This window comes from Vibrio sp. 03_296 (genome assembly GCF_002265885.1).
Genome location: NZ_NPKW01000149.1, coordinates 1 through 13,176, shown reverse-complemented (window position 1 = coordinate 13,176; position 13,176 = coordinate 1). Strand labels below are relative to the sequence as shown.

General features: G+C 45.5%; 8 protein-coding genes and 2 pseudogenes. 6 read left to right on the top strand and 4 right to left on the bottom strand.

Features of this window, described 5'->3' with window-relative positions; all coding sequences use genetic code 11:
* Positions 1 to 66 precede the first annotated feature (66 nt).
* From CIK04_RS20700 to CIK04_RS20690, 3 genes are all read right to left on the bottom strand, one after another.
* Entirely contained in the window at positions 67 to 1,047 is a 981-nt protein-coding gene (locus CIK04_RS20700; RefSeq protein WP_080532668.1) for a lipid A deacylase LpxR family protein, read from the bottom strand.
* Positions 1,048 to 1,270: 223 nt separating this feature from the next.
* Positions 1,271 to 3,547 carry a formate C-acetyltransferase gene (gene pflB / locus CIK04_RS20695; protein WP_017422012.1) on the bottom strand — a complete coding sequence of 759 codons (2,277 nt, stop codon included), beginning with the start codon at positions 3,545 to 3,547 and terminating at the stop codon, positions 1,271 to 1,273.
* 288 nt (positions 3,548 to 3,835) lie between these two features.
* Positions 3,836 to 5,383, bottom strand: coding sequence for a DUF3360 family protein (locus CIK04_RS20690; protein ID WP_011079985.1), 1,548 nt, complete (start codon positions 5,381 to 5,383; stop codon positions 3,836 to 3,838).
* Positions 5,384 to 5,848: 465 nt separating this feature from the next.
* Between CIK04_RS20690 and CIK04_RS20685 the strand changes: the two genes are divergently transcribed.
* The 6 genes and pseudogenes from CIK04_RS20685 to CIK04_RS20660 all read left to right on the top strand — a co-directional run.
* Positions 5,849 to 7,336 carry a hypothetical protein gene (locus CIK04_RS20685; RefSeq protein ID WP_039545875.1) on the top strand — a complete coding sequence of 496 codons (1,488 nt, stop codon included), beginning with the start codon at positions 5,849 to 5,851 and terminating at the stop codon, positions 7,334 to 7,336.
* 245 nt (positions 7,337 to 7,581) lie between these two features.
* Entirely contained in the window at positions 7,582 to 8,352 is a 771-nt protein-coding gene (locus tag CIK04_RS20680; RefSeq protein WP_011079987.1) for an ABC transporter ATP-binding protein, read from the top strand.
* A 188-nt stretch (positions 8,353 to 8,540) separates the two neighbouring features.
* Entirely contained in the window at positions 8,541 to 9,311 is a 771-nt protein-coding gene (locus tag CIK04_RS20675) for an ABC transporter substrate-binding protein (RefSeq protein ID WP_038939802.1), read from the top strand.
* A gap of 90 nt (positions 9,312 to 9,401) precedes the next feature.
* Positions 9,402 to 10,142, top strand: a complete 741-nt coding sequence (locus tag CIK04_RS20670; protein ID WP_017422008.1) for an ABC transporter permease — start codon at positions 9,402 to 9,404, stop codon at positions 10,140 to 10,142.
* 6 nt (positions 10,143 to 10,148) lie between these two features.
* A complete protein-coding gene (locus tag CIK04_RS20665; RefSeq protein ID WP_038939800.1) occupies positions 10,149 to 10,826 on the top strand; it encodes an ABC transporter permease in 678 nt (225 codons plus the stop codon).
* A 79-nt stretch (positions 10,827 to 10,905) separates the two neighbouring features.
* Positions 10,906 to 12,861: pseudogene (locus tag CIK04_RS20660) on the top strand (ImpA family metalloprotease); the annotation flags it as partial.
* A gap of 9 nt (positions 12,862 to 12,870) precedes the next feature.
* Here the strand turns inward: CIK04_RS20660 and CIK04_RS20655 are convergent.
* A pseudogene (locus CIK04_RS20655) lies at positions 12,871 to 13,176 on the bottom strand (IS4 family transposase); the annotation flags it as partial.

Here is a 13,176-nt window from a genome sequence, read left to right as displayed (position 1 = left end):
CAAAAGCGGGATAACTCAATGATCCCGCTTTTTTTAGTCGAACTTTTGGCGTTGTAAAACTTGTCGTTAGAAAAAGGCGTACAGAGAAAGCGCGCCATTACCGTAGATTCGTTCTGGTGCTTCTTTGTATTCAGGGGTCTTAGCCGACAGCGCAAAACTCAAGCCAACGCGACGGTTATACAGTGCAACACCCGCGACAGCGGTACTCTGCCAATGTTGCATGGTCACATCATATTGTTCGGATGGCTCTGGCAATCCGGAGCGCTCACCTTCTAATGTGAGGTCATTAAAACGATAACGAGTTGAAAGCCCCGTGTAGACAAACCAACCGTATGGGGAATTCCCCATCATGCTAGCGTGAAAAGGATTCTCGGTTGAAATGCTCGCTGCACCAAGTGTGTTGGCTAAATCTGAACCGTAGCGAAACATCACGCCAGACGCGACATCAGTGCGGAAATTACCTGCGTTGGCCTCGAAAATATGACTCATTTCCCAGTTCGACTCAGTGAGATTTGCAGAGCGCATCAGCAGGTCATGGCGTTGATAACCCACACTACCAGCAACATAATCATCCACTTGATACTCCCAACCATTTGGATCCGTGGAGCCTGTAATGCTATGCACCAGCTTTTGCGCTTTTTCGGATAGCGCATTTTCGCCCGTGGTGCCTAACGTCAGGTTGTAACGCACGGCTTGTTGTGGATGGAGAGAAAGGTAGTTGAGCTCTGCGTGAAAATAGCCTGCATAAGGACGATCATTGGGAGTGGGGGTCGTCTGAGAAATATCAGAAGGAGTCCACATTTTGTGGCCAATGGAAAACGCCCACTTATCAATAGACCCACCTTGTTTATCCGCCAAGCTTAAACGATTGATTTGGTGTTCTGAACTTAGAGCTGGTGAAGCGTAAGCAAAGAAAATACCGTTGGTGTAATCTTGGTCTACGCCAAAAATACCATCGTTATCGAGACTGAACGAGGTTGTTGATTTGACCGAAGCAAAAGCCATCGGTGAGAGCAGCAATAAAAATAGGGACTTGGACAACTTCATACTAAATCCGTGTTTTTGGCGACATCATACAGCAAAAGCGTCTCTCTGAGCGAAAATATATCGTCAATTATAGTTGGAATAATGTTTTGACCATGACTCGCTGAAGAAAATCATTTTCTATGAAGGAGTGAGCGAGCGAGGAAGAAAGTAAGGTAGGAGGTTATGCATCCCCAAAAATAAAAAACCGGCAACAGAGTGCCGGTTTTACTAACTGAGCTCTAGATTATAGAGATTCAGTGAAAGTACGTGCGATAACGTCAGCTTGTTGCTCTGCAGTTAGAGAGTTAAAGCGAACTGCGTATCCAGATACACGGATAGTTAGCTGAGGGTACTTCTCTGGGTGCTTAACTGCATCAAGCAGAGTGTCACGGTTTAGAACGTTAACGTTCAGGTGTTGACCACCCTCGATGCCTGCTTCGTGATGGAAGTAACCATCCATTAGGCCAGCAAGGTTAGCGCGTTGAGCGTTCTCATCTTTACCTAGTGCGTTAGGTACGATAGAGAAGGTGTAAGAGATACCGTCTTTTGCGTGAGCAAATGGCAGTTTACCTACTGAAGTTAGTGACGCTACAGCACCTTTTTCATCACGACCGTGCATTGGGTTTGCACCTGGTGCAAATGGAGCACCTGCGCGACGACCGTCTGGCGTGTTACCAGTCTTCTTACCGTATACCACGTTTGATGTGATAGTTAGGATAGACTGAGTAGGAACAGCATTACGGTAAGTATTTAGCTTACGGATCTTGTTCATGAACACTTCAACAAGTTCACAAGCGATGTCATCAACGCGAGCATCGTTGTTACCGAATTTAGGGTAGTCGCCTTCGATTTCGAAGTCGATTGCTACGCCATCTTCGTCACGAACTGGTTTCACTTTCGCGTACTTGATTGCAGAAAGTGAGTCAGCTGCGATAGACAGACCAGCGATACCACATGCCATTGTACGGTATACGTCACGGTCATGTAGAGCCATTAGTGCAGCTTCGTAGCTGTACTTGTCGTGCATGAAGTGGATTGCGTTTAGTGCAGCAACGTATTGCTTAGCTAGCCAGTCCATGAAGTGGTCTAGGTTGCTCCACACTTCGTCGAAGTTTAGTACTTCTGAAGTGATCTTAGGCATTACTGGGCCAACTTGCATTTTTAGCTTCTCATCAACACCGCCGTTGATTGCGTAAAGCATCGTTTTTGCAAGGTTTGCACGAGCGCCGAAGAACTGCATTTGCTTACCAACAACCATTGGAGATACACAACATGCGATTGCGTAGTCGTCAGAGTTCATATCTGGACGCATTAGGTCGTCGTTTTCGTACTGGATTGAAGAAGTATCGATAGATACTTTCGCACAGAACTTCTTGAAGCCTTCAGGTAGTTGCTCAGACCAAAGTACAGTGATGTTTGGCTCTGGAGAAGGACCCATAGTGTATAGAGAGTTTAGGAAACGGAAGTTTGAACGCGTTACTAGCGTACGACCGTCAAGACCCATACCACCCATAGATTCTGTTGCCCAGATTGGGTCGCCAGAGAATAGATCATCGTACTCAGGAGTACGTAGGAAACGAACCATACGTAGTTTCATTACGAAGTGGTCAATCATTTCCTGAGCTTCAACTTCAGTGATCTTACCAGCAGCGATATCACGCTCGATGTACACGTCTAGGAACGTAGAAGTACGGCCTAGAGACATTGCAGCACCGTTTTGAGACTTAACAGCCGCTAGGTAGCCGAAGTAAGTCCATTGGATAGCTTCTTGTGCAGTTTCAGCTGGGCGAGAAATATCGTAACCGTATTTCGCTGCCATCACTTTCATTTGACCTAGAGCGCGGTGTTGCTCAGCAATCTCTTCACGAAGTTGCATTGTCATTTGAAGATCTTCACCGTTCTCAAAACGCTCTTGTAGAGACTTGAATTGAGCCAGTTTGTCCTTCATTAGGAAGTCGATACCGTAAAGTGCAACACGACGGTAGTCACCGATGATACGACCACGGCCGTAAGCGTCTGGAAGACCAGTTAGAACACCAGACTTACGACAAGCTAGGATATCTGGAGTGTAGATATCGAATACGCCAGCGTTGTGTGTTTTGCGGTATTCAGAGTAGATTTTAGAGATTTGAGGGTCTAGTTCACGACCGTAAACTTTACAAGAACCCTCAACCATGCGGATACCACCGTTAGGGATGATAGCGCGTTTTAGAGGTGCGTCAGTTTGTAGACCAACGATAGTCTCTAGATCTTTTTCAATGTAGCCTGCATCGTGAGCAGTGATGGTAGAGATTAGGTCAGTATCGAAATCAACTGGAGCGTGAGTTGAGTTCTCAATTTTGATACCTTCCATTACCTTAGCCCAAAGCTTGTTGGTTGCTTCAGTACCTTCAGAAACTAGGAAAGATTCGTCGCCTTCGTACGGAGTGTAGTTCTTCTGAATGAAATCACGAACGTTTACTTCGTTTTGCCAGTCACCTGCTGCAAAACCTTCCCAAGCTTTAGCAAATTGCTCTGCCATGACATACCTACCTTTTTAGTAGAAAAAACACGTACTGTTGTGGCTGTTGAGCCAGCCATCCTCTCATTAAAGAGGAGCAGTACACTCTTATGAATAACAATATGTATCGATTTTCGAACTGTTCATAAAACGATACATATTGTCACTGAGTTTCATGTCTTGCCTTATTAACTTTCCTTCAGGGTATACTAAAATTTTTTTGCAAACCTTAAACTAAATCAATAAAAGCTAAAAAAACTCAATAAAATTTGGGTGGTGACCAGCACCACCCAAACTTTTTTTGAACGCTTATAGCCAAGCTTTGATGCCGTACTGGCTTTCTAGCATACCAACTGCAAGCATAGCAACTAGACAGATAATAAGAACACCACCTGGAATCACTACTTTATCTACAAAAGATAGTTTAGATGCGCGCTCTTTGTCACCAATCAGACCATTATTATCTAGTAGCATGGTCAATGCCCAAGCTAGAACTGGGTTCACAACCGCAGAACCAAAGATACAGATACCTGCTGCTTGCGAATCTTTTGTGCTACGAACCATCTGCATACCCGCTTCAAGTAGAGGTAAGAATACACCTACTAGTAGCGCACAACGCATTACTGGTGGCCATACCGCGACATCCATTGGGAAGCCAAGAATCGCAATCGTCATAACCAAACAGCCTAGGATGATCGCACCACCAGGGATTGGACGCTTCGCAATCGCGGCTGGGATCATGTATGTACCCCAAGACGACGTGATGTTACCACCACCAAGTGCAGTGCCCACCATTTGACGAATAGAACACATGGTCATGGTGTCATCGACATCCATAAGCACTTTTTCTGTCTTCTTAGGATAGTTCAATTCTTGGAAAATACGGTGACCAAGGAAATCTGGAGACCACATTGCTACCGCTAGAATCGCGAATGGTAGAGAAGCGATAAAGTGTTGTAGCGTTGGTAGGCCAAGTTGCCAACCAGTCTCAGTGCTGCCCCACCAGTAAACTGGGTTCAGATTCGGTAGGCCCATTTCCGTTTCGAACTTAAGATCAAAACCTGCACCTAGCGCAAGTGCAATCACCAAGCCAGTAAACGCACACACTGGGATCGCTAGCCAACGTAGGTTCAGTTTAGCAAGAAGCGCGTAAATAACGATGTTAATGCCAAGCACAACTAAACCAATGTAGCCTAGGCTGCCAGCTGCAACGTCAGCAGATTGCAGGCCAACGGCCCATTCTTGAATGGAGGTAATTTGACTCATCGTCCCGGTAAAACCGAGGAAGATCAACAAGCCGCCTGCGGTGCCTTCGGAGGTCAGGTTCACCAGTTTAGAACCACCTTTAAAGTAACTCAGTAGGAGACCAAACACGCCAAGTAGAAGTGCCAATGCAAGAGGGTGAGCACCAGCGAGAGCAATCGCGCCGATAAGAGGGATCATTGGACCGTGGTTACCGGCTAAGTTGGCTCGTGGGTTGACAAAGCCAGAAGCGATAACGCAGAAGAATAGAGCTGGGAACAACATTTCCACACGCGCAACTTCGATAGCAAATTCTTTACCTAAGTTGATGTGGTCCCAAGCTTGGGTTAGACCGTCTGCCCAAGACATCATTACTGCAGAGTACATCGCGATAATACCGATAGTACCAGCAAGCGCAGGAACAAGGTCCTCAAGTTCAAAACGGAAGTCACGACCAGGAAGGTTCAAACCGAAACGGCGCGGTTTCATGATTTGCAGTTCGTGGTCTAGGTAGTCTGAGCGGCTGGCAAATTCAGAAGCTGGACGATGAAGCTCACTGTAGCTCTTCGTTTCAATATCTGAATCAGAATGCACTTTATTCACTGCGTCTGACATAGATTCCTCATATATTTAAAAAGTTAGTAATTCGATCTGAATTCTATAGTCCGCATCCTGCGGGTTTTTCCTGTTATAGCCGATGCTAGGTGTTAGGGTTGTTGTCGCACGAATACCACGTGCCTAAGCATAGCTAAATTTCACTAATTTTGACGGCTGAGATCAGCCTCAACTTTACGGCCGAGTCTAGCAAGTTAACCCTTTGGGGTGATTGATTTAGATCACTTTAAGAAAAGATGTGAAAGAAAACTACAGAAAGTAGCTGGCATGCGAAAAGTCCTTGGTTTTTATGTGTAATTTGCTTTCATAGCACGTCTGTTTTTAGAAAATTTAAAACAAATATGCGTCTAGGTGAACACTTCTGTTTGTATTGCGATCAGCAGTTAACATAAGTTGGCGTTATTTTTGCAAGGATGCCGCCAGTGACTTTTAATTGGCGAAACTTTGCCGTATCAGGATGAGAGAATGACAAAATTAAAAATGATGCCGCTGGTGGCAATGATTTCTGCGGGGTTAGTTGGCTGTGGCGGCAGTAGTGGTGGCGGCGGTGGCGGTGGCCCTGTTCAAACAGTTCTTAACGTTAGCTTTGTGAAGGCAGAGTTACAAGACATAGGCTCAGCAACAAGTAGCTCTTGTAAGATTTATCAAAGAGAGCGTACTGAAGTTGCCAATACACAGAACACAAAAATTTTGGTCGCTAAACCCGTGTCTGACGCTATAGATTCATTTCTTTCAATTGTTTATTCAGACGCGAATGGTGTACCACAAGGCAAAGAAGTTTTTGTGGATGATGGAAAAGTTAAGATCATCTTAGAGAACATTCCTGAAGGTGGATTTGTTAGCTTTAAAGAAAAATTCGGACCAAATGACGTTTACGTAACTTCTTTTACCCAAGAGTTTTTAAAAGCATACAAAAGTGAGTTTAATGACTTGACACTTACAGCTGTAACGGCAATTCCAAATTTAACTTGCACATACAGCTCTACCAATTTAAGGCAAATAACTAAGTCAGGAATACGTTATTTAAACACCAAAGAAGACACCCAGGGTGACTCCGCAGTTTTACCATTTTATTTCCGTTCGGATTTGGAGCAAGCTCAATCGAATGATTCTGAAATTACACCGGACACTGGCTTACAAGCATTATCGAATGACATTTCTTTAGTCACACAATATCGCCAAGCTAACAACACTGCCTCTCTATTCCAATACGGGTTTGACGATTGGAGTACAGGCAATATTGAGATGAGTTATACCGGTATCGAGGAACCTATTTTACGCCCATCTTCTGTCGATTATTCAGATGCTAAGTTAGGTATTGTGTATAAAAATACTAGTAAAACGCTTTCATTAGTGCCAAAAACAGAGTCTAAGTATTTCCATCCTTCAACTTTACGAAGTGGTGAGCAGTGGTTTGCTCAGAGCTCAGCAGTGCCACAAACTAATTGGACGGCAACGTTAAATTTACCAATAGATGATACATGGGCGCTGTCACTCGATGAATCAACATTATTTAATACGACATCGTTGTCTTCAAATCCTGTTACGCTATCAAATAATGCCAACGGTGCACTACAAATCGCTCTGACTGATAACATAGCAATTCAAGAAAGTGACAATGGCATACAGCGTATTAGCATTAGGCCAAACTCAAATCTAACGGAGATTAAGCTTCATGTACTTTATTCGTTTGTTAGTGATAGTGTCATTCTTCCGAGTATCTCTACGACGAATGCTAGTGATTTAGATGCATTTTCATTGCAACAAAACTATTGGTTTAGTACTGAAGATGGTGATTTGAGCGCTCGTTATATTATGGATCAGTTTAAAGGCACCGCTGCAACGGATGAGTCAATCGACTCTCATGGTTTGATGATTGATGAGGCTGAGCGTACTCGACTACAGGCTCAGAGCAAAACAGTTAACTACATTACATTGCAGCGTAATCAGTAGTATTGATATTTTGTTAAATTGTGATTTATATAAAGCCTCCCCTTGGAGGCTTTTTTAATGCCTTCTATGCATCAGTAAAAGAATATATTGCTAAATTGTGAATATAAATCTACTTTTCGTTTTTAACTATGCTAAAAATGCAGGTTAATAATTTGTTGCAACTCAATTGATAGGATGCTAGTTTGTATCCATTCAAGGGGCCGGAGTGCCTTGGCAGTGACAAAAAACACAGGGAGTACAAGCGCATGCATGACGTACCAGCGCTGGATATCAAACAACTGCACAAAACGTTTGGTCAGAATGAAGTGCTAAAAGGCATTTCACTTGCTGCACACAAAGGGGACGTTATTTCCATCATTGGCTCTTCCGGCTCCGGTAAGAGTACCTTCCTTAGATGCATCAATTTACTAGAAACGCCTACCGCAGGTGAAATTTGGGTTAATGGCGAATTAATCCAGATGAAAAACAATCGTGCGGGTGAGGCGGTTCCAGCCAATGAAAAGCAAGTCCAGCGTATCCGTTCGCGCTTGGCGATGGTTTTTCAGGGCTTTAACCTCTGGTCTCACATGACGGTGCTACAAAATGTGATTGAAGCGCCCGTTCATGTTCTGGGTGTGCCCAAAGCCGAGGCGATCGAAAAAGCAGAAATGCTGCTGAAAAAAGTCGGCTTGTATGAGCGTAAAGATTACTACCCAGGTCACTTATCTGGCGGTCAGCAACAGCGTGCTGCGATTGCTCGCGCCCTTGCGGTGGACCCTGAAGTGATGCTGTTTGACGAGCCGACATCGGCGCTCGATCCAGAGTTGGTCGGTGAAGTGTTGGGGGTAATGCGTGATTTGGCGGATGAAGGCCGCACCATGTTAGTGGTGACGCATGAAATGGCGTTTGCTCGTGATGTCTCTAACCACGTGATGTTCCTACATCAAGGATTGGTCGAAGAACAAGGCGCACCGTCAAAGCTGTTCACCAATCCTGATTCAGAGCGCTTAAAGCAGTTTATTTCATCGATTTATTAAAAGGGTGATGGGCATTCTATCGTACTAGAACCTAGAACCTAGAACCTAGAACCTAGAACCTAGAACCTAGAACCTAGAACCTAGAACCTAGAACCTAGAACCTAGAACCTAGAACCTAGAACCTAGAACCTAGAACCTAACAACAAAACACAACATCGCAATACAAAAACAATCACAGGAGTATGGATATGAAGAAGTGGTTACTTGCAGCAACATTGGCCGCAACCGCAGTGTCGGGTATCGCTCAGGCGAAGGAATGGAAAACGGTTCGCTTTGGCATTGAAGGGGCGTACCCTCCATTTAGCTGGACAGAAGCCGATGGTTCACTAAAAGGCTTTGACGTCGATATGGCGAATGCCTTGTGTGAAGAGATGAAAGTGCAATGTAAGATCGTCGCGCAAGATTGGGATGGCATTATCCCGTCGCTATTGGCTCGTAAGTACGATGCAATCATTGCCGCTATGTCTATCACGGAAGAGCGCAAGCAAAAAGTCGATTTCACTGGTAAATACGCGCTGATCCCGAACAAGTTCATCGCGAAGAAAGGTGCAGGCTTGGATTTTGACAAACTGAGCGGCGTAAAAATCGGTGTTCAACGCGCAACCACGCACGACAAATACCTAACCGATAACTATGGCAAGAACGTTGATATCGTACGCTATGGTTCATTTGATGAAGCGTATCTTGACCTAGCCAATGGCCGTATTGCCGCAGTATTGGGTGATGCATCAGCATTGGAAGAAGGTGTACTGAATAAAGCGGGTGGTGAAGGCTACGAGTTTGTTGGACCATCGCTAACAGATCCAAAATGGTTTGGCGAAGGTTTTGGTATTGCGGTTCGTAAGCAAGATAAAGAACTCACCAAACAGCTGGATGCCGCCATTCTGTCACTGCGTGAAAAAGGTGTTTATCAGCAAATCGCGGCGAAATACTTCAAGTATGACGTCTATGGCGACTAATCACCGCTGAACTCTCGCCCTAATTGCCGGTTCGTTCCTGGATGTACCCGGCAATTAGGATTCTAGATTCTAGGGATTAGGAACTGACCTATGCTGGATTTACAAGGATATGAAGCCTCTATCTTTAAAGGGGCCGTGTTAACCATCGAAGTAGCACTACTTTCCCTTGTGCTCGCCATGCTACTTGGCATGTTGGGCGCGCTTGCCAAAATGGCGCCTTACCGCTGGGCGCGTGCTATTGCCACTCTTTACACCACCATCATCAGGGGGATCCCTGATCTGGTGTTGATGATGCTGATTTTCTTCGGTGGCCAGATTTTTCTCAATAATTCGCTTTACGCGGTGAATGAATGGCTCAACGAGTGGTTTACATCGAGCGATCCAAATCACGAGTGGGTTTCCTATTTACCGGACTATGTCGATGTGAGCCCCTTTATTGCTGGTGTGTTGACCATAGGTTTTATCTTCGGTGCCTACATGGCGGAAACCTTCCGCGGTGCCATCATGGCGGTCGATAAGGGTGAGCTTGAAGCGGCAAAAGCGTATGGTATGAGCGCGACGCTGGCATTCCGCCGTATTTTGCTTCCACAAATGGTTCGTCATGCGTTACCCGGTTTTGGTAATAACTGGTTGGTTTTGCTAAAAACCACGGCTCTGGTTTCCATCATCGGTTTAGAAGACATGGTTCGAGTGGGGTCGTTAGCCGCGGGATCAACCAAAATGCCATTTACTTTTTATATGGCGGTGGCGCTGATTTTCCTTTTCTTTACCAGCGTTTCAACGGGCTGCTTGAAAGTCCTAGAACGTAAATTTAGCATTCATACGAGGTAGGTGACGATGGACTTTTCATTAATCGTAGAAAGTTTTCCTATCTACCTCGATGGTTTATGGACAACCGCTTGGTTGGTGGCAATTTCACTGGTGATTGGTTTAGGCGTTGCCATTCCGCTTGCCATTGCGAGAAACAGTCGTAACTACTTTGTGAGCTTACCGGCTTGGGGATACATCTATTTTTTCCGAGGCACACCTCTGTTGGTTCAACTCTATTTGATTTATTACGGGATGGATCAGTTTTTCCCCGTGAAAGATACGCTTTGGGAAAATGCTTGGTTCTGCGCTTTGGTGGCGTTTGTTTTGAATACCTCTGCGTATACCGCCGAAATCATTCGTGGCGCGATCAACGGTTTGCCAAAAGGGGAAGTGGAAGCGGCAAAAGCCTATGGCATGAGCCATTGGATGACATATCGCCGTGTTGTATTGCCAAGTGCGTTGCGTAGAGCTCTCCCAGCTTACAGTAACGAAGTCATTTTTATGCTTCACGGCAGTGCGGTCGCCGGTATTGTGACGATTCTCGATCTTACTGGGGCTGCTCGATTGGTGAACTCGCGTTATTACGCTCCGTTTGAATCGTTTCTAACCGCAGGCCTGTTCTACATGTCGCTGACGTTTTTGATCCTTTGGGTATTCAAAAATGCGGAGAAACGCTTCCTCGCTTACCTCAGACCATTGAGCTAATTTTAGATTGTTCAACAAACTCACTAACGGCACCTATAGGGTGCCGTTATGTTAGGTTAGTTCAAAATCAATCATCGCGATGAGCTCGTTGGTTGTTGTTCTGAAGTCATTAATTACACTAAGAAAAACAAAAAGAACGAGCGAGAAAATGAACAAGATCTTTTACTCCAGCTTGCTGGCGCTTGCGGTGACCGCATGCGGTGGTGGTAGTGGTGGCGGTGGTTCAACAGCACAAGTCAAAACGGATGTAGAGCGGGCGCTTGAAAGCGGAAATGCCTTGCTGGTGTCCGATCCAAATGAATTTATTCAAGCCAGCCGGCGCTACGTGGCCGATTATCAGCAGCAAAACGACGCGATGCGAACGCAGTTAGCAGCCAATGCGTCGTCGCTTGAGTGGGATCCCACTCATGATGCGGCCATCATTGAGGCTACCTACGGGTTTAACCAGCCTATTTTACAGACTAACAAAGCGATGTCTGATGGTTATAAAGACCAAGAGTTAACCATTGGTGTGGCTGGCTTGAGAACCAATCATCAGCGATATGCCGTCTTAGGTAGCAACCCATTTCGCACTGCTCAACGTTTCCCGACATCTGTGAATAGTGACATGGAGAGTTGGCTGGATAACCTTCTGACATGGCTAAATGCTGGCTCATTGAAGCAAGGGGCGAACGTGGTGATCGCGCAGATGGATCAATCGCGTTATTTTCCCGATGAGCAAGCAACAAGAAATTGGTTAAGTAAACGATATGGCGAAGCGGTTAGCTATAACGAAGCCAATCAGTGTGATGGTGAAAAGCTGCTGGCCTGTATCGTGGCCCAACCCGATTTGCTGATTCTATCGCAACATATGAACAGTGGAGATTCCGTGGCGAATGTCAAAAGCGCCGTTGAAAAAGCGCAATCAATGGGCATTCCTATCCTTTATTTGCATTGGGATGGTGGCATGACGGAATTAGGCAATGCACTTTTTGACCTCTTTCATGTTAAGTATGTCGGTGATAACTATTGGCGAAAGCTCGGCATTAGCCAATGGAATGCCTTATCGCTGAACGGCATCATTTCGCAAGACATCGTCATTCAGCAAGCGTTACTCAATCGTTTTTTTACGGATAGCTTTACGGTGGACTTGACGCAGTGTGACGACAAATCTTGCCCAGAGAGCGCCAAGATGGACAACGAATTCTACCTTGCGGCAAACGCGATTCGCAACCATTTATTGTCTTTGGATCGAAGCCAAGTCGATCTGTTTAAAACCGCAGATTATCAGTATGAAAAACTGATGGTACTGCTGGCGGATCGTTATCGTCAGGATGTGGTGTTTCCAATGGATAAATCGACCACGGCATCGCTTGAGTTCCTAAAATCCTATTTTGCCGATTATGTCCAATATCATTCTCGCGCGATCAACCCAAAACAGCCGAATATGGGTAATTTTAGCCGCAGCGAATTTGGTTCCGATATCGCGCGGATCAGTAAAACGGTTCAGTTGCAATCGAAACGCAACTTTCGCTCAGCCGGTGTGTACGCTTTACCGGGTGAAACGTTCCAAATCGCGCGTCGAGATAACAGCGCGGTTAAGGTGTCGATTGCGATTAACTCACTTCGAAGTGGGGCAACCCACGAGTTTTCAAAAGAGGGTTATAGCCGCCCTAAGCACCTCACCTCAACCACTTATGAGATTAAGAGCGCTGAAACGATTCGTTTAACCTCCCCTTACGGCGGGCCGATTCAAGTCCATTTTGATACTAACGATCTCCCCGTTGAATTGCTGTTCACCAATGTGGCGCAACATCCCGTTTGGCGAAGTGCTGAGGATAATGAACCGTTTGCCGCGCAACTGAATCAAGACCAATTTGATTGGGCAGAGCTCATCACTCCGGGATTTGAAGTGCATTCAAAACGCGACAAAATGCTTAAGTCGATCTCAGCGCCAGAGTGGGCGGGAAGTGCTGCTGCCATGGCACAGGCGACAGAGCGATACATGCACAATTTTCCGCATGCGTTAGCAGGCTTTAAAGGCCCGGGTATTACGCAATGTAGTTCACTTAAGAGGAGCTGCCTTGCGATTAACAGGATATCGGGTCTTTGATATTTTTACCGCCCTAGGCCGATTTGGCTTAGGGCGTTTGTCTATAAAAAGGATGGATAAGTCTCCGCGCAGACTTTTTAGACGCTTCGGTGTATTACCTGGAGATACCGCTTTGCTCATTACTTTCAGTTGACTAGCGATGAACTGACAAGCGTATTTAAAACTGATTTCATTGGCCATTCGACCATGTGCTACGGCCGCTTGACTGGCTTCTCGTCTTACCAAGTTATAACCAAGCAACAGCCCCCATAACTCTTG